The 16,727-nt window shown below is 78.3% G+C and carries 17 protein-coding genes and 3 tRNA genes; 7 read left to right on the forward strand and 13 right to left on the reverse strand.

Annotated elements, in window-relative coordinates:
* Positions 1 to 14 precede the first annotated feature (14 nt).
* Positions 15 to 2,375, forward strand: coding sequence for a DEAD/DEAH box helicase (locus tag ACRYM2_RS09510; protein WP_432521742.1), 2,361 nt, complete (start codon positions 15 to 17; stop codon positions 2,373 to 2,375).
* On the opposite strand, the gene ACRYM2_RS09515 is transcribed toward ACRYM2_RS09510, so the two are convergent.
* The 8 genes from ACRYM2_RS09515 to ACRYM2_RS09550 all read right to left on the reverse strand — a co-directional run bounded on the left by ACRYM2_RS09515 (position 2,336) and on the right by ACRYM2_RS09550 (position 9,792).
* Complete coding sequence (locus ACRYM2_RS09515; RefSeq protein WP_432521744.1) at positions 2,336 to 2,722, reverse strand: Rv3654c family TadE-like protein; 387 nt, start codon at positions 2,720 to 2,722, stop codon at positions 2,336 to 2,338. The two genes, ACRYM2_RS09510 and ACRYM2_RS09515, sit on opposite strands and share 40 nt — an antisense overlap.
* Complete coding sequence (locus tag ACRYM2_RS09520; protein ID WP_432521746.1) at positions 2,719 to 3,120, reverse strand: TadE family type IV pilus minor pilin; 402 nt, start codon at positions 3,118 to 3,120, stop codon at positions 2,719 to 2,721. The genes ACRYM2_RS09515 and ACRYM2_RS09520 overlap by 4 nt, the downstream gene beginning before the upstream one ends.
* 56 nt (positions 3,121 to 3,176) lie before the next feature.
* Positions 3,177 to 3,401 (reverse strand): DUF4244 domain-containing protein, encoded by a 225-nt coding sequence (locus ACRYM2_RS09525; RefSeq protein ID WP_432521748.1) that lies wholly within the window; start codon positions 3,399 to 3,401, stop codon positions 3,177 to 3,179.
* Between the two features lie 166 nt (positions 3,402 to 3,567).
* Complete coding sequence (locus ACRYM2_RS09530) at positions 3,568 to 4,083, reverse strand: type II secretion system F family protein (RefSeq protein WP_432521750.1); 516 nt, start codon at positions 4,081 to 4,083, stop codon at positions 3,568 to 3,570.
* 164 nt (positions 4,084 to 4,247) lie between these two features.
* Positions 4,248 to 4,937 (reverse strand): hypothetical protein, encoded by a 690-nt coding sequence (locus tag ACRYM2_RS09535; protein WP_432521752.1) that lies wholly within the window; start codon positions 4,935 to 4,937, stop codon positions 4,248 to 4,250.
* Positions 4,934 to 6,178: a TadA family conjugal transfer-associated ATPase gene (locus ACRYM2_RS09540; RefSeq protein ID WP_432521773.1), complete on the reverse strand. Its 1,245-nt coding sequence runs from the start codon at positions 6,176 to 6,178 to the stop codon at positions 4,934 to 4,936. Before ACRYM2_RS09540 ends, ACRYM2_RS09535 begins: the two co-directional genes overlap by 4 nt.
* On the reverse strand, positions 6,178 to 7,323 hold the full coding sequence (gene ssd / locus ACRYM2_RS09545) for a septum site-determining protein Ssd (protein WP_432521754.1): 1,146 nt from the start codon (positions 7,321 to 7,323) through the stop codon (positions 6,178 to 6,180). Before ssd ends, ACRYM2_RS09540 begins: the two co-directional genes overlap by 1 nt.
* A 408-nt stretch (positions 7,324 to 7,731) precedes the next feature.
* The gene (locus tag ACRYM2_RS09550; RefSeq protein WP_432521756.1) at positions 7,732 to 9,792 is read right to left on the reverse strand and encodes a penicillin-binding transpeptidase domain-containing protein; all 2,061 of its coding nucleotides are present in this window, start codon (positions 9,790 to 9,792) and stop codon (positions 7,732 to 7,734) included.
* A gap of 45 nt (positions 9,793 to 9,837) precedes the next feature.
* Here ACRYM2_RS09550 and ACRYM2_RS09555 point away from each other — a divergent pair.
* The 3 genes from ACRYM2_RS09555 (at position 9,838) to ACRYM2_RS09565 (ending at position 11,730) form a co-directional block, all read left to right on the forward strand.
* A tRNA-Ser gene (locus ACRYM2_RS09555) sits at positions 9,838 to 9,928 on the forward strand.
* Between the two features lie 186 nt (positions 9,929 to 10,114).
* A tRNA-Arg gene (locus tag ACRYM2_RS09560) sits at positions 10,115 to 10,187 on the forward strand.
* Positions 10,188 to 11,046: 859 nt separating this feature from the next.
* Positions 11,047 to 11,730 (forward strand): Lsr2 family DNA-binding protein, encoded by a 684-nt coding sequence (locus ACRYM2_RS09565; protein WP_432521758.1) that lies wholly within the window; start codon positions 11,047 to 11,049, stop codon positions 11,728 to 11,730.
* Between the two features lie 88 nt (positions 11,731 to 11,818).
* On the opposite strand, the gene ACRYM2_RS09570 is transcribed toward ACRYM2_RS09565, so the two are convergent.
* From ACRYM2_RS09570 to upp, 3 genes are all read right to left on the reverse strand, one after another.
* Positions 11,819 to 12,697, reverse strand: a complete 879-nt coding sequence (locus ACRYM2_RS09570; RefSeq protein WP_432521760.1) for a PH domain-containing protein — start codon at positions 12,695 to 12,697, stop codon at positions 11,819 to 11,821.
* 2 nt (positions 12,698 to 12,699) lie between these two features.
* Complete coding sequence (locus ACRYM2_RS09575; protein ID WP_166617974.1) at positions 12,700 to 12,861, reverse strand: hypothetical protein; 162 nt, start codon at positions 12,859 to 12,861, stop codon at positions 12,700 to 12,702.
* A 206-nt stretch (positions 12,862 to 13,067) separates the two neighbouring features.
* Entirely contained in the window at positions 13,068 to 13,703 is a 636-nt protein-coding gene (upp, locus tag ACRYM2_RS09580; protein ID WP_432521762.1) for a uracil phosphoribosyltransferase, read from the reverse strand.
* Positions 13,704 to 13,795: 92 nt separating this feature from the next.
* On the opposite strand from upp, the gene ACRYM2_RS09585 reads away from it, so the two are divergent.
* The 3 genes from ACRYM2_RS09585 (at position 13,796) to ACRYM2_RS09595 (ending at position 14,940) form a co-directional block, all read left to right on the forward strand.
* Entirely contained in the window at positions 13,796 to 14,347 is a 552-nt protein-coding gene (locus ACRYM2_RS09585) for a tRNA adenosine deaminase-associated protein (protein WP_432521764.1), read from the forward strand.
* Between the two features lie 35 nt (positions 14,348 to 14,382).
* The gene (gene tadA / locus ACRYM2_RS09590) at positions 14,383 to 14,817 is read left to right on the forward strand and encodes a tRNA adenosine(34) deaminase TadA (protein WP_432521765.1); all 435 of its coding nucleotides are present in this window, start codon (positions 14,383 to 14,385) and stop codon (positions 14,815 to 14,817) included.
* A 36-nt stretch (positions 14,818 to 14,853) separates the two neighbouring features.
* Positions 14,854 to 14,940: transfer RNA gene (locus ACRYM2_RS09595), tRNA-Ser, on the forward strand.
* Positions 14,941 to 15,012: 72 nt separating this feature from the next.
* On the opposite strand, the gene ACRYM2_RS09600 is transcribed toward ACRYM2_RS09595, so the two are convergent.
* Positions 15,013 to 16,242 carry a VWA domain-containing protein gene (locus ACRYM2_RS09600; RefSeq protein ID WP_432521767.1) on the reverse strand — a complete coding sequence of 410 codons (1,230 nt, stop codon included), beginning with the start codon at positions 16,240 to 16,242 and terminating at the stop codon, positions 15,013 to 15,015.
* On the reverse strand, positions 16,239 to 16,727 hold a 489-nt coding region (locus ACRYM2_RS09605), incomplete at its 5' end, for a DUF5682 family protein (RefSeq protein WP_432521769.1). The genes ACRYM2_RS09605 and ACRYM2_RS09600, both read right to left, overlap by 4 nt.

Below are 16,727 nucleotides of genomic sequence, written 5' to 3' on the forward strand. Positions count from 1 at the left end.
AGGACACTGGGCGCGTGGAAGCGCGCTGGCAGCACCTGCTCGACGCGGGTGCGCGCAGCGACCGGCTGCGCCACGTCGAGACGCTGCCGGCGCGCGCCGGGGAGCGGGTGCCGTGGCCGGGCTGGGCCGACCCGGACGTCGTCGCCGCGCTCGCCCGCAGCACCGGCGGCCTGCCCTGGCGCCACCAGGTCGAGACCGCCGAGAGCGTGTGGGCCGGGCGCTCCACGGTGCTCGCCGCCGGCACCGCCTCCGGCAAGTCGCTGGCCTTCCAGCTGCCGGTGCTGACCTCGCTGCGCCGCACCGCGCAGCAGGCGCCCAGCGGCAGGGGCGCCACCGCGCTGTACCTGTCGCCGACCAAGGCGCTCGCGGCCGACCAGGAGCAGCGGCTGCGCGGGCTCGGCCTCGACGACGTGCCCGGGCCGGTGAGCAGCACCTACGACGGCGACACCCCGCCGGAGGTGCGGCGCTGGATCCGCGAGCACGCCGCGCTCGTGCTCACCAACGTGGACATGCTGCACCGTTCGGTGCTGCCCGGCCACGAGCACTGGGCCAGCTTCCTGCGCCGGCTGCGCTACGTGGTCGTCGACGAGCTGCACACCTACCGGGGCGTCTTCGGCTGCCACGCGTCCGCCGTCCTGCGCCGGCTGCGCCGCGTCGCGGCCCGCTACGGCGCCGACCCCGTCTTCGTGCTCGCCTCCGCGACGGTCTCCGAGCCGGCGACGACCGCCCGGCGGCTCACCGGCGTGCCGGTGCACGCCGTCACCGTCGACACCTCCCAGCGCCCCGCCGTCTCCGTGGCCCTGTGGGAGCCGCCGCAGCGGCCCCCCGCCCCCGGTGAACCCGCCGGGAAGGTGCCCGAGCGCCGCACCGCGACCGCCGAGAGCGCCGACCTGCTCGCCGACCTCGTCCTCGACGGGGTCCGCACGCTGGCCTTCGTGCGCAGCCGCGCGGGCGCGGAGTCCGTCGCCGCCGGCGCCCGGCGGCGGCTGGCCGAGGTCGACGAGGACCTGCCGTCGCGGGTCGGCGCCTACCGCGGCGGCTACCTGCCCGAGGACCGCCGGGCGCTGGAGGAGGCGCTGCGCTCGGGGCGGGTGCTCGGCATGGCGACCACGAACGCCCTCGAGCTGGGCGTGGACGTCGCCGGGCTCGACGCCGTGCTGGTGGCCGGCTGGCCCGGCACCCGCGCCTCCTTCTGGCAGCAGGTCGGGCGCGCCGGCCGCCGCGGGGAACCGGCGCTGGGGGTGTTCGTCGCCCGCGACGACCCGCTGGACACCTTCCTCGTGCACCACCCCGAGGCGCTCTTCGGCGCCGGGGTGGAGGCCAGCGTCCTGGACCCGGACAACGCCTACGTCCTGGCCCCGCACCTGGCCGCCGCCGCCCAGGAGCTGCCGCTCACCGAGGCGGACCTGGACGCCTTCTCCCCCGCCGCGCGGGAGGTCGTCGACCTGCTCGTGGCGCGCGGGCTGCTGCGGCGCAGGGCGACCGGCTGGTACTGGACGCGCCGCGAGCGCGCCTGCGACCTCACCGACCTGCGCGGGGCCGGCGGCAGCGTGCGCATCGTCGAGGCGGGCACCGGCCGCGTGCTGGGCACCGTGGAGCGCACCTCGGCCGACGCGCAGGTGCACCGGGGCGCGGTGCACCTGCACCAGGGCCGCACCTACCTCGTCGACGAGCTGGACCTGGAGGAGTCGGTCGCCGTCGTGCACCCGGAGCCCGAGCCGGGGTTCACCACCCACGCCCGCTCCACCTCGGACGTGCGGGTGCTCCAGGTCGGCGCGCAGCGGCGGTACGGCCCGCTGGTGGTCTGCTCGGGGGTCGTCGAGGTCGGCAGCCGGGTGACGGGGTTCCTGCGACGGCGGACGGGCACGGGGCAGGTCCTCGGCGAGGAGAGCCTCGACCTGCCGCTGCGCACGCTGCGCACGCGCTCGGTGTGGTGGACCCTCGACGCCGACGCCGCCGCGGCGGTGCTCGGCGACGCCACCCGCCTGCCGGGTGCGCTGCACGCCGCCGAGCACGCCTCGATCGGGCTGCTGCCGCTGCTGGCCACCTGCGACCGCTGGGACCTCGGCGGGCTGTCGACGCCGCTGCACCCCGACACCGGCCTGCCCACGGTCTTCGTCCACGACGCCGTCCCCGGCGGCGCGGGCTTCGCCGACCGCGGCCACGAGCGCGTCGCGGACTGGCTGGGCGCCACCCGCGACGCCGTGCGCGCCTGCCGCTGCAGCGACGGCTGCCCGGCCTGCGTGCAGTCGCCCAAGTGCGGCAACGGCAACGAGCCCCTCGACAAGGCCGGTGCGCTCGCCGTCCTGGAGCTGCTGGTCGGCTCCCTGGGCGCTCACCGGGACCCCTCCGCCGAGACCGCCTCCGTCGCCTGACCGGCCCGGGCCCGCGCCACGGCCTCGCCGAGCGCGGCCAGCGGGCCGACCGGCAGCACCGCGGCGCTCACCGCGACCGACCCGTCGCCGCCCACCGCGCAGCCCACCACCCGGGCCCCGTGCGCGAGCAGCACGGCGGCCGCCCGCTCGCACGGCGCACCGCTCGCCCGGCCGGCGAGCACGTCGGCGCCGGCCAGCGCGGCGAGGTCGGCCGCCGACTCGGCCCGGTGCCGGGCCAGCACGGCCGAGGACAGCCCCAGCACGCCGAGGCCGACGCCGAGCAGCGCGGCGCAGACCGCGAGCACCAGGACGCTGCCGGACCCGCGGTCGCGGGGCCCCCGCGTCACGACGCCTCACCTGCCCGTTCCCCGGCCACGTCCCGCACCGCCTGCACCCCCGCGGCCTGCACCCCCGCGGCCTGCACCCCCGCGGCCTCCACCGCCGCCGTCGCCGTGCCGCGCGCCAGGACGTCCCCGCCCCACGGCCCGGCCAGCGACTGCCGCGAGCTGACCTCGACGACGACCGTGCCGGCACCGGCGCGGACCACGACCGCGGCGCCGCGCGGGGCGAGCGCGGCCGCGGCGGCCCGCACCACGGCGGGGTCCTCGCCCCGGGCGGCGGCCCGCGCCGCCGCCCGGGCGGCGTCGACGCAGCCGACCTGGGCCAGGACCACCCGGCCCGCCGCGAGCACCACGGCCAGCAGCACCACGAGCGCGGGCAGCGCGAGGGCGAACTCGGCGGTCACCGACCCCCTCTCGCGCCGGCTGCGCGGGCACCGGGTGCGCCTCCCGCCGGTGCGCCTCACGCGAGCGACAGCGCCTGCTGCACGATCCGCACGAGCATCCCGCGCACCTGGTCGCTGCTGAGCACCGCGATGAGCAACCCGGCGAACCCGCAGGCGGCCAGCGTCGCCATCGCGTACTCGGCCGTCGCCATCCCCGCGTCCGGCGGCGGCGGGGCGCCCTCCCGCGCCCGCCCGGCGCAGCGCTCGGTCCCCCGCCCGGTCGTGCCGACCTGGTCGTCCACGTGTCCTCCTCCTGCCCGGCGCAGCGGCCGGTCCGCGGGCCGGTGCTCCCGGCCCGCTGCCACTGTGGGCGGCCACCGGGGCACCGGCGGCGCGCCCGCCGGCGCTGTGGACGCGGCCCGCCCGTGCCCGCGCTGTGGGGACGACGGCGGCGACCCGCCGGGCCGCTCAGCCGCCCAGCAGCTCGCCCGCCAGCGTCAGCACGACCGGCACGACGCCCAGCAGCAGGAACGAGGGCAGCGTGCACAGCCCCAGCGGCAGCACCAGCAGCGCGGACAGCCGCGCGGCCGCCGCCTCCGCCGCCCACCGCCGCTCCGCGCGGGCCGAGGCCGCCGCGGAGACGAGCAGCGAGGCGGCGGGCGCGCCGGTGCGCGCGGACAGCAGCAGCGCGTCGGCCAGCGGCCGCCAGCGGTCGCCGCACTCGCCCTCCAGCGCGCTCCAGGCGGTCCAGGGGTCCCCGCCCCAGGTCAGCTGCACCGCCGCCCGGCGCAGCGCGGCGGGCACGGCGGGACCCGCCTGCGCACCCCGGCCGGCGTCCTCGAGCGCGTCCAGGGCGGCCTCGAGGGCGCGGGCGGGCGGCAACCCGGCCTGCACCCCGGCCGCCACGAGGTCGAGCACCAGGGCGACGTCCGGCTCGGCGGAGGCGGCAGCGGCGCGCCGCCGGGCGGCGCCCACCGCGCGCACCGCCTCCCGCACCCCGCGGACGGCGGCGGCGGCACGGGCACGCGGTCCACCGCCACCCGCTCCACCCGGACCACCCGCTCCACCCCGACCACCCGCACCACCGCCGGCGCTGAGGACCGCCGCCGCGAGCAGCGCGGCGACGAGGACGGCAGCGCCCGCACCGCTCACCGGGCGGCGCGCTCGGCGCCGCGCACCAGCCGGGCGCTCCAGGCCCGCCCGAGCACGAGCAGAGCGGCCCCCAGCAGCGCGCTGAGGCGCCCGGGCGCCGACCCGAGCAGCGCCTCCCAGGGCGGCGCCCCCAGCGCGGCGCCGAGCGCCAGGCCGAGCAGCGGCAGCAGCGAGACGGTGCGGGCGCTGACGGACGCCCCGGCCAGCGCGGTCCGCACGGCGGCCCGCGCCGAGGCGTCGGCGCGCAACCCCGCCGCACTCGCCTCGAGGACCTGCGCGGCGGGTGCACCGGTGCGCTCGACGAGCTCCCACACGGCGCGCACCCCGAGCGGCGCGGTGGCCGGCGGGCCGGCGGGAGGCACCGGATCGGCGCGGGCCCCGGCGGTGGTCCCTGCGGTGGCCCTCGCGGTGGCCCCCGCGGCGGCCCCGTCGGTGCTCTCGGCGGGCGGCGCGGCGTGGTGCCACACGAGCGCGGGCGGCACCCCGGCGCGCAGCAGCGCCGCCGCGCGCTCGGCGAGCCGGGCGCCGGCCAGCAGGGCGTCCTCCTGCCGCGGCCGGGGCCGCCGCCGGCGGTGCGGGCGGCCACCGCCGCGGGAGGGGCCCCGGGCACCGGGGGCAGCGGCGGGCGCCGACACCAGGACGGCGGCTCCGAGCAGGGCACCCGCCAGCAACCCGGTCGCGCTCACGCCGGCCCACCCGCTCCGTCGGCGACGCCGTCCGGCTGCCCGTCCGCGCACCCGTCCGCGCACCCGTCCGCGCACCCGTCCGCACCGGCGAGCGCCTCGGCGCCCAGCCGGGCGGCCAGCACCTCCCAGCCCGGCGCGCGGTGCGGGCGGCCCGCGCGGTCCAGGACGAGCGCGGGCACGACGCGGGCGCGGCCGCCGTCGTCGGCGACGACGACGGCCACCTCCGCCAGAGCGCGTCGCCGCCCCCGCCGCGCCACGTGCAGCACGACGTCGACCCCGGCGAGCAGCTGGGCGTCGACCGCCGCCGCGGACAGCCCCGCGGCCGCCGCGAGGGCGTGCAGGCGGGCGGGGACGTCGGCCGCCGTGTTGGCGTGCAGCGTCCCGGCGCCCCCGGCGTGCCCGGTGTTGAGCGCGGCGAGCAGGTCGCGCACCTCCGCGCCGCGGCACTCGCCGACGACGAGGCGGTCGGGGCGCATCCGCAGCGCCTGGCGCACCAGCACGTCCAGCCCCACCGCGCCGCGGCCCTCGACGTTGCCGTGGCGGGCCTCCAGGCGCACCACGTGCGGGTGGTCCGGGCGCAGCTCGCCGGAGTCCTCCACGAGGACGATGCGCTCGCCGGGGCCGACCAGTCCCAGCAGCGCCTGCAGCAGCGTCGTCTTGCCCGCACCGGTGCCACCGCTGACCAGCAGCGACAGCCGCCTCCCCACGACGGTGCGCAGCAGCGGCTCCCACGCCGGCGGCACCGCGCCCGCCGCCACCAGCTCGGGCAGGCCGAAGCGGCGCACGGCCGGCACCCGCAGGCTCAGGTGCGTGCCGTCGACGGCCAGCGGGGGCAGCACGGCGTGCAGCCGGGTGCCGTCCGCCAGCCGGGCGTCGGTGAAGGGGCTCGCCTCGTCGAGGCGGCGGCCGGCCCCGGCCGCCAGGCGCACCGCGAGCGCCCGCACCTGCTCCTCGCCCTCCAGCCGCACCGGGGCCGGCCGCAGGCCGGCGCCGTCGTCGACCCACACCTCGCCCCCGCCGTTGACCAGGACGTCGGTGACGCCGGGCACGCGCAGCAGCGGCTGCAGCGGCCCGGCGCCCGTGAGCGCGGCGCGCACGTCGTCGACGAGCCGCAGCAGGTCCGCGGCGCCCAGCACGACCCCCTGCGCGGCGGCGGCCGCGGCGACGGCGTCCGGGCCCGGCGGGGTGCCGGCGGCGGCGAGCCGCTCGCGCACGCGCACCACGAGGTCGCCGGCGGGGATCACCACGGCGCGGGCGCCGAGGCGGTCGCCGACCAGGTGGCCGCCCAGTCGCCGGCGCAGGCCAGCGCGAACGAGCGCAACGGGCTGCGCCGGCCGGTGGGCGGGCCCTCACCGCGCTCCAGGGCGGCCTCGAGGTCGCGCTCGGGGCGCAGCACACCCGCCAGCGGGGCGCCGACGGCGTCCGCGACGTCCTCCGCGTCCGTCCCCGCCCCGAGGTCGCGCACGACCAGGCGCACGGGCGGGGCGGACGGCCCGGTGCGCAGCTCGTCGACGACCGCGCACGCCGCGGCGGCCGCCCGGGTGCTCGCGGGCACCACGACGAGCACCTCCTCGCAGCCGCCCAGGCGGCCGTGCAGCTCGGGCAGGCCGGCGCGGGGGAGGTCCAGGACGGTGGCCGCGAAGGTGCGCCGGGCGGCGTCGGCGACGGCCGACAGCGCCGTCGGGCCGGGGGTGCCGGGCACCCGGCGGTCCGCGGCGAGCACGTGCAGCCCCGCACCGGCGCGCACGGTGGAGCGCAGGACGTCCGGGCGCAGCCGGCCGCTGACCGCGGCCAGGTCCCCCCAGCGCAGCCCCGGCAGCGCGTCGGCCCCCAGCAGCAGGTCCGCACCGCCGGAGCGGGGGTCGGCGTCCAGCAGCAGGCAGTCGCCCGTCGTCTCGGCCAGCGCCAGCGCCAGGGCCGCGGCCAGCACGCTGGCCCCGGCGCCGCCGCAGCCGCCGACCACCCCGACGCAGCCGGCGGCCGCGGCACCGGCCGCGGTGTCGGCGAGCGCCTCCAGCAGCCAGTCCTGCGCCTGCGGCAGCAGCACGGCGTGCTCGGCGCCCAGCGCGGAGGCCGAGCGCCACCAGGCGTCGGCCGCGGGCGCGGTCCCGACGACGACGAGGCGGCTGCCCCCGCCCAGGCCCGCCACCGCGGCGGCCGGGACGTCGGCGTCCACGAGCACCAGGCCGGGCGCGGCACGGCCGGAGGGCCCGGCGGTGCCCTCGGCGGGCTGCTCGACCGGAGCGCGCCGCAACGGGCAGCCGGCGGCGGCGGCCAGCCGGGCGACGGCCTCGGCGAGGTCGTCGTCGCCGGTGATCAGCAGGGCGCTGCCGGCGGGTGCGCGGTGGTCGGGGGGCGCGGGGCGGGCTCGGCGACGGGCGGGCACGGGGTCTCCTCACGGGGTCGGGAGGACCCACCGTGGCCGCGGCCGCGACGGCGCCGTCGCGGTGCACCGCACCGGTGTGGAGGAGGGCAGGAGGTGCGCGTCTGTGGAGACCGCGGGTGGTCCTCGACCGGCCGTGGAAGAGCGACGGCCCCCGCTGGGGGGGAGCGGGGGCCGTCCACGGTCCGGCTCGGGGGGGATGAGCCGGGCCGCATGTAGCCCACAGGGCGTACTGCTGCATCTTCACCCCTGGTGGGCTCCCCTGGCAATTCCTCCGGGCGAGTTGGTGGGAGATTTCGTGGCGCCGGGCGGGACGGGGTCCTCCGCACCCTCACGGCACCTGCACAGCAGGGGTGCCGCGACGCCCTCCCGGCGCTGCCGCGGCGTGCTCAGGGGATCCCCAGGCGGTCCTCAGGAAGCGCCGGTCGCCGCGACCCGCCGCAGGAAGTCCGCGGCCAGCGGGGCGGCCACGCTCCCGCCGCTGGCGCCCTCGGTGACGAAGACGGCGAACGCCAGCCCGCCCTGGTACCCGATGGTCCAGGCGTGCGTCGCCGGCGGGACGTCGGTGCCGTGCTCGGCCGTGCCCGTCTTGGCGTGCACCGGCTCCCCGGGCACCCCCGCGAGCACCGTCGCCGTCCCGCCGGTGACGACGTCGCGCATGAGGCCGCCGACGGTCGCCAGCGCCGCCGGGTCCGCCGCCGACGGGGGCGCGGGCGGCGGCGCGGGAGCGGGGTCGAGCACGACGGCGGGCAGGCGCAGCTGCCCGGCGGCGACCGAGGCGGCCACGACGGCCATCGCGAGCGGGCTCACGAGGGTGCGGCCCTGCCCGAAGCTGGCCGCCGCGAGGTCGACGGCCGACTCGGCGGCCGGGACGCTGCCCGCGTACGCCTCGACGCCGGTCGCCCACTCCACGCCCACGCCGAGCTGGGCGGCGGCCGCGGGCAGCGCGTCGTCGGCCAGGCGCGGGCTGAGGCTGGCGAAGGCCGTGTTGCACGAGAGGGCGAAGTCGGTGCGGAAGGGCACGTCGCCGAACGCCTCGTCCTCGAAGTTGGAGAACGAGCGGCCCTCGACGGTGTAGGTCGGCGTGCACGGCACCGTCTCGGCGACGTCGAGCCCGTCGGCCAGCAGCGCCAGCGTGGTGACGACCTTGAACGTCGAGCCCGGCGGGAACCGGCCGGTGAGGGCGCGGTCGCCGCCGTCGGCCGGGGAGTTCGCGACCGCGAGCACCTCACCGGTCGCGACGTCGACGGCGACCAGGGCCGACGGCGAGGCGGCGGCCGCGAGGGTGTCGTCGGCGGCCTGCTGCACGGCGGGGACCAGGCTGGTGCGCACGGGTTCCCCCGGCTGCGGTTCGGCCCTGAACAGCTCGGTGGAGGCGGCGTTCGCCCCGCCCCGCGCGCTGACCACGACGCCGACCCGGCCGGCGAGGCGTTCGTCGTAGGCGGCCTGCAGGCCCGACGAGCCGGCCAGGTCACCGGCGGCGTAGCGGCCGCCGGAACCCTCGACGGTCTCCGCGGTGACCTCCCCGACGGAGCCCAGCAGGGCGCGGGCGAACGCGCGGGTCGGCGCCAGCGGCCGCGTCGACTCGCGGAACACCGTTCCCGGCAGGGGTTGCAGCACATCGCGCTGGGCGTCGTAGTCGCTGCGCCGCAACGTGATGACGTCCACGAACGCATCGGGGTCGGCCTGCCGCACGCGGGTGGTGAGCGCGTCGGCGTCGATGCCGAGCGCGGTGGCCAGGGCGGCGGCGGTGGCCGCGGGGTCCGGGGTGCGCGAGGGCTGCACGCCGACCTGCACGACGGGCGTCTCGGTGACCACCGGGGAACCGTCGCGCCCCAGGACGTCGGCGCGCGGCGGCTGCTCGCGCTCCACCGCGAGCGCCGCCCCGTCGGCGAGCGCGGGGTGCAGCAGCGCCGGTTCCCACACCGGGCGCCAGGTGCCGTCGTCGCCGCTGCGCAGCAGGCGGGCGGTGCTGGTGTAGCCGAACACCGCGCCCGCGGGTGCTCCCGCGGCGGCCGCGAGGTCGAACGAGACCCGCAGCGCCGCCGACGCCGCACCGTCGGCGGCCTCGTCGAGGTCCACCGCCTCCACGGCCACCGACGGGGCCGAGCGGGCCAGGGCGCCCAGCAGGCGCTCCTGCTCCGCGGCGAGGTCGGCGGGCGGCTGGGCGCTCCCGGGGGCGGCGGTGAACTCGACCTCCGCCAGGCGCCCCCGGGACCAGGCGGCGGCGAGGGCGTCGGCGGCGGCGCGGGCACCGCTGCCGTCCCCGCGCTGCGCGCGCCACCACAGGGCGCCGCCGCCGGCGGCCGCGGCCGCGGCGACCGCCGATCCGGCCACGACGGCCCGCCGCCGCGGCCGGCGGCGTCCTGGCTGGTCAGCGGCCCGGGAGGGGGCGGCGGCCGCCTCGTGCGAGGCGGCGGGGCCGGGCTCGCGGGGACCGTCGGGCGAGGGGGTGCGGGCGTCGGAGCTCATCGGACGTGATGCTCGCACGCTGCGGCTGCTAGCCTGCGGTGTGTTGGAGGTGTCGCCTAGTCCGGTCTATGGCGCCCGCCTGCTAAGCGGGTTGGGGGCTACAACCCCCTCGCGGGTTCAAATCCCGCCACCTCCGCCGGGTCGAAGGCCCCGGTCGCCCAGCGCGACCGGGGCCTTCGTCGTCTCCGCCCCGCCGCCGGGGACCCGCCCGGGCACGGCACGCAGCGCATCACGCCTCGAGAAGCGTTGCGCTGCAACCGATTGGTGAGGACGGCGTCGGACCGCTACAGTAGTCCTCGACGGCGCGCCGAGCGCGCCGCCGGCGCCCGTAGCTCAACGGATAGAGCATCTGACTACGGATCAGAAGGTTAGGGGTTCGAATCCCTTCGGGCGCACCTCCGCTCTCCCGCCCCTGACAGGGGCTCTCGCGCCTCGCGCACCCCCTCCCGGCCCGGCCCCTCGCGGCCACCGACCGGGACCAGCCCCTCCTCCGCGCCTGCCACCGTGAGGCACCGCCGGGCGCGCCCCCTCCCCGCGGGTGCGCCGCACCTGCCCCGGCCACCGCGCTCCGGTCCCACCCCACCGGTGCACCCGCAGCACCACCCACCCGCAGCGCCACCCGGGCGGCCGGGAGCACCGGAGCGGTGGCGAGGACCGGGAGCGGGCCGACCCGGCCGCGACCCCGCCGGCCGCGACCCCGCCGCTCGCGGCGGCCCGCGCACCGGGCGCAGCAGCGCTCACCCCGCGCGGGTCCACCGGCGGGCACCCCGGCGGGCACCGTCGAGGAGGTCCCGAGGAGACCCCGTGACGACTCCACGAGGCGTTCCCGACGACGGCGCGAAGGACGGCGCGAGGGACGGCGCGAAGGACGGCGCGAAGGACAGCGCGAAGGACAGCGCGAAGGACAGCGCGGAGGCGACGCGGAAGCGGCGCGGGGAGTGCGCAGCGGGCGGTGCGGTTCGGGAACCGCCACGAACGCCTTCCGGTCACCGCCCGGCGGGGCCGTCGCGGCGGGTTTCACGGGTGCGCGGCGCTGAGGGCCGGCGGTGGATCGGCGGTGAGAAGTCCGGGAAGCGGGAACGGGAACCCGCACCGGAAGTGCGGGGCACATGACGCACATCATGCAGAGGCGACAACTGCCGGTAGAAGGAGAACTCGAACGGAGAATGCCCTCTCCTCTCGATGCGCGAACTCCTCGACAACTGTGGTTTCATTGCTTCAGCATTGATCACCCTCTTATCCCAGGAGCCCAGCATGGCAAGTCACGACGTTGCACTGAAGGTGGCCACCGAACTGCCCGTCGGTGCCGTCGACCTCGAGATCCCCGTGAAGCGGAACGGTCGCCGCATCGGCACCTTCACGGTCAACGCGAACGGCGTCTCGTGGAACCCCTCCACCACGCGCCCCGCGACGAACGTCTCGTGGGAGGACCTGCCCGCAGCCCTCGCCGGTTCCGCGGCTCCCGCCGCGGCCGCCCCCGCCAAGAAGGCGGCTCCGGCGAAGAAGGCCACCCCGGCCAAGAAGACCGCGAGCAAGAAGACCGCCGCGGCCCCGGTCGAGGAAACCCCCGCTCCCGAGGCGCCGGCCCCCGCGGCCGAGACCGCTCCGGAGCCCACCCCGGCTCCGGCCCCGGCGGCGAAGAAGACCGCCAAGTCGGCCACGAAGTCGGCCACGAAGTCGGCCTCCAAGACCGCGACGAAGACCGCCGCGAAGACCGACGAGAAGCCCGCGGCCAAGACCGCGGCCAAGACCGCGACGAAGACCGCCACCAAGTCCGCGGCCAAGAAGGCCGCCCCCGCGGCGGCTCCGGCGGCGAGCGGCGGCTCCGTCGACGCGCGCGCCGTGCGCCAGTGGGCTGCGGAGAACGGCATCGCCGTCGCCCCGCGCGGCCCGATCTCCACCACCATCATCGACCAGTTCCGCGCCGCCCAGGGCTGACGCGCACGCTGTTCACGCCGAAGGGGCGGGGTCCTCGGACCCCGCCCCTTCGGCGTCCCCGGGCACCGGCGCCCGGTGCCCGGCCGCGTCAGCGACGCCGGCGGGACAGCGCCCTGCGGGCCAGCTGACGCACCCGCCGGCCCAGCGGCCGCCCCACCTCCACCACCCCGACCTCGCCGAACAACTGCTCGCAGATGCGCACGTAGACCTGGTCGGGCATCGGCAGCCGGTCGACGTGGCTGAGCGCCCGGTCCTGACCGGCGGATTCCATGACGAGCTCGCCGTAACCGAGCAGGCGGCCGGCGAGCGAGCGGTTGTAGCTCATGTCCGTCACCTTCGACAACGGCATCATCGCGACCTGCCGCCGGAAGACCCCGTAGGTGAGCAGGAGCCGCCGGTCGGTGGCCATGAACCAGTCGTTGCGCCACAGCATCCACTTCCAGACCGCACGCGCCAGCAGGAACGACCACAGCGCGAACAGCGCGTTCGGCAGGTGGGGGACGTCGTGCAGCCGTTCGAGCAGCCACAGCAGCACCGCGAAGCCGGCGATGCAGCTCGTGACGGGTTCGGCGAGCACCACCAGGTGCCGGCGCAGGCAGACCAGGCGCTTCTCGGTCCCCAGCACGTAGCGGTCCACCGCCTCGGGCGGCCGCTCCCACAGCGGGTCGGCCTCGACCACCTCCACGGTCGTGAGCAGCACCTCGTCGCCCGCGCCCTCCAGCACCTCCACGCCGGCCGCGCGGCCGTCCCCGTCACGGCCGTCCCCGTCGCCGTCGTCGGCGCGCTGCGGGGCCGCGGCCGCGGTGGACGTCGTGGAGCCGTGCCCGTCGGCGCCGCCCGGCCCGTCCGCGGGCCCGTCGTCCAGCTGCCAGGTGCCGTCGTCGCGCTTGCGCAGCCGCGCGCCGGAGAGCAGGAGCAGTTCCCTGGGCGGCTCGTCCGGGTCCTGCCGGTGCTCGTGCGCGGCCACGGTCAGCCCAGCAGGCCGTCGAAGAAGTCGCCGATGCTCGCGACGATCGTTCCCAGCGATTCACCGACGGCGCGGACGAATCCCGCCGCCTGCTCCGGAGCGCGGTACACCGCGTACAGCGCGAAGACGATCAACACCCACCACAGAACCCGGCGCCACTTCACGGCCGGCTCCTTCCCGCGTTCCCCCGAACGCCACTCGTGACCACGCTGAGCCCGTGAGGAGATCACGGCGGGCCACATCCTGCCGGAAGGGTGCGGGCAGCACGAAGCCCCGCGCCGGGGCCGGGCGGGGCTTCGTGGTGGGCTCGCGCTGGAGCAGGTCGGAGCGGGTCGTGCGGGCGGGTCCCGGGGCGGGCCCGCCGCGCGGCTCAGACGACGCCGTAGAGGCGGTCCCCCGCGTCGCCGAGGCCGGGGACGATGTAGCCGTTCTCGTCGAGGCGCTCGTCGACGGCCGCGGTGACCACGGTCACCTGGGCGTGCGCGTCGAACGCCTGGCGCACGACCTCCAGCCCCTCGGGAGCGGCCAGCAGGCAGATGGCGGTCACGTCCCGCGCCCCGCGCTCCAGCAGGTAGGTGATGGAGGCCACGAGGGTTCCGCCGGTCGCCAGCATCGGGTCGAGCACGAAGCAGTGCCGCCCCGACAGGTCGTCGGGCAGCCGGTTGGCGTAGGTCTTGGCCTGCAGGGTCGTCTCGTCGCGCAGGAGGCCGAGGAACCCGACCTCGGCGGTCGGCAGCAGCCGCACCATGCCGTCGAGCATGCCCAGACCGGCGCGCAGGATCGGCACGACGATCGGCTTGGGCGAGCGGATCCGCACGCCCGTGGTGGGCGCCACGGGCGTCGTCACCGGGTGCGGCTCCACCGCGACGTCACGGGTCGCCTCGTAGGCCAGCAGGGTGACCAGTTCGTCCGCGAGGCGGCGGAACGTCGGGGAGTCGGTCGTCCGGTCCCGCAACGCGGTGAGTTTGTGGGCGACGAGCGGGTGGTCGATGACGGACAGGCGCATGGGAGCCAAAAGTAGTCGTGCCGGGCCGTGCTGGCCGCCTCCGCGCCGGGACGTGCTGGCCGCCTCCACGGCCGGGCTGCCACGATGGGTCCGTGGCGTACTTCACCGCAGTGCTCTCCCCCGAAGGCTCCGGCGACGACCGCGACTGGCGGTCCGTGGACGTCGACCTGGAAGCCGGCTCCCCCGACGAGCTCGCCGACGTGCTGCGCGGCGCGGTCGACGGCGACGACCCCGTCCTCGCGGTCCTCGAGCGCGAGGACGAGTGGTTCGCGCTCGTGCGCACCGACGGCGACGGCGATGCGCGGGTGTTCGTCTCCGACGCCGTCGCCGCGGCCGACAGCGCCTACGCGCCGCTGTTCGCGGAGCTGCCCGCCGCCGGCGAGCTGGCGACCGGCGCGGCGGGCGCCGACGACGAGGCCGCCGACGACGAGGAGGACGAGGAGGAGGCGGTGGCCGAGGAGGCCGCGGGCCCGGGCACGCTCGTCGAGGACGTCTGGGCGGGCGATCCGGAGCTGCTGGCCGACCTGGGCTGCCCCGCCCGGGTCCTGCTGCGGCTGGCCGCCTCCGGCGAGGACCCCTCGGCCGCCACGGTCGAGATCGGCGAGCTGCTGGGCTTCGCCGACGTCGTGGAGTCGCTGCGCTGAGCGCGCTGGCCGTTCCCGCGCCGTGGGAACGGTGGATGCGCCTGGCCCTGGCCGAGGCCGAGGCCTGCCGCGCCAGCGGCGACGTGCCCGTGGGGGCGGTCGTCGTCGACGAGGCCGGGCGGGTCCTCGGCCGGGGCCGCAACGAGCGGGAGGCGGCCGGCGACCCCACCGCGCACGCGGAGGTCCTGGCGCTGCGCGCGGCGGCCGCGGCCCGCGGCGAGTGGCGGCTGAGCGGCTGCACGCTCGTGGTGACCCTGGAACCGTGCACGATGTGCGCGGGCGCGACCGTGCTGGCCCGCGTCGACCGGCTCGTCCTCGGTGCGTGGGACCCGCGCTTCGGGGCGGCGGGCTCGCTGCGCGACGTCGTGCGCGACCGGCGCCTCAACCACGTCGTGGAGGTGGCCGGCGGCGTGCTGGCGGACGACTGCGAGCGGCTGCTCGACGACTTCTTCGCCGAGCGCCGCGGGTGAGCGGAGCACTTCCCCGGTCCGTGTAAGGTTGACCACGGTGGTGTGTCCGAGCGGCCTAAGGAGCACGCCTCGAAAGCGTGTGAGGGGGCAACTCCTCCGTGGGTTCAAATCCCACCGCCACCGCCGCAGGGCGAAGGCCCCGGACCCGGCAGGGTCCGGGGCCTTCGTCGTCCCCGGACCGGCTGCCCCGCACGCCTACCGCTGCGGGGCGCTCGCCGCGGCGATCTCCCGCTGCGCCCACGCGCCGACGTCACCGCCGGTCATCGCCAGCGCCAGCAGGTCGGGGAAGGCGTCCGGGGTGCAGGCGAAGGCCGGGACGCCGAGGGCGGCCAGCGCGGCCGCGTTCTCCCGGTCGAAGGCGGGCGCACCGCTGTCGGACAGGGCCAGCAGGACGACCACCTGCACGCCGGCGGCCTTCATCGCTGCCACCCGCTTGACCATCTCCTCGCGGACACCGCCCTCGTAGAGGTCGCTGATGAGGAAGAACAGCGTGTCGGCGGGGCGGGTGATGCGCTCCTGCCCGTAGGCGATGGCGCGGTTGATGTCGGTGCCGCCGCCCAGCTGCACGCCGAACAGGACGTCGACGGGGTCGGCGAGGGACTCGGTGAGGTCGACGACCTCGGTGTCGAAGGCGATGAGCGTGGTCTTCAGGGTGCGCATCCTCGCCAGCACCGCGCCGAACACGCTCGCGTACACGACGGACTCGGCCATCGAGCCGGACTGGTCGATCTCCAGGACGACCTCCTTGGCCACCACCTGCTGGCGGCGGCCGTGGCCGATCAGCCGTTCGGGGACCACGGTGCGGTGCTCGGGCAGGTAGTGGGCGAGGTTGGCGCGGATCGTCGCGCCCCAGTCGACGTCGTGCAGCCGCGGCCGGCTGGTGCGGGCGGCGCGGTCGAGGGCCCCGGCCACCGCGGAGGTGGTGCGGTCGGCGACGCGGGCCTCGATCTGGCGCACGACCTCGGCCACGACCTGACGGGCCGTCTCCTTGGTGCGCTCGGGCAGGACGCGGCTGAGGCTGAGCAGGGTGCCGACGAGGTTCACGTCGGGCTGCACGGCCTCCAGCAGCTCCGGCTCCAGCAGCATCCTCGTCAGGTCCAGCCGCTCCACGGCGTCGCGCTGCATCACCTGCACGACGCTGGAGGGGAAGTAGGTGCGCACGTCGCCCAGCCACCGCGCCACCCGCGGGGCGGAGCCGCCCAGGCCGGCCGAGCGGCGCCCCCGCGCCCCGGGCGGCGCGTCGGGGACGTCGTAGAGCGCGGCCAGCGCGGCGTCCACCGCGAGGTCCGTCCCGGCCAGGCGCGGGGCGCAGCCGTCCGCGGCGTCGCCGAGCAGCAGCCGCCAGCGGCGGGCGCGGCCGGCGTCGTCGACGAGCGGGGCGGGGACCCCGTCGGTGGGGCCGTCGGTGGTGGCGTCGGTGCTCATGCGGGGCCTCCGAGCAGGAGCGCCGCGGTGCGCAGCGCGGGCAGGGCGAGGGCGTCGTCGACCGCCGCGACCGCGGTGGCGGCGGTGGAGCGGCGGGTGACGGCGTCGCCGATGCTGCGGCGCTCGGCGCGGTCGTAGGCGCCGAAGGTGCGCCGCAGCAGCGGCAGGACGTCGGTGAACTCCCGCTCCGGCAGCGAGCACACCCAGCCGTCGAGCAGGGCCAGCAGGTCCGCGTCGTGGACGAGCAGCAGCCCGTCGCGGCCCAGGAACCCCTCCACCCAGGCCGCCTGGGCGGGGGCCGGGGCCCCGACCGACAGGGCCAGCCGCAGCCGGCGGGCGGCCTCGGCGGGCGGCAGCCGGCCGGTGTCGCGCAGCAGGCGGGTGGCGCGGCCGGCGAGCAGGCCGTGCACGTCGGTGCGGGCGGAGACCCCGGCGAGCGCGGTCAGCCACCGGTCGGCGGCGCCGCCGTCGTCCCACAGGACGAC

It is taken from the genome of Kineococcus aridisoli (assembly GCF_050871885.1).
Lineage (GTDB): Bacteria > Actinomycetota > Actinomycetes > Actinomycetales > Kineococcaceae > Kineococcus.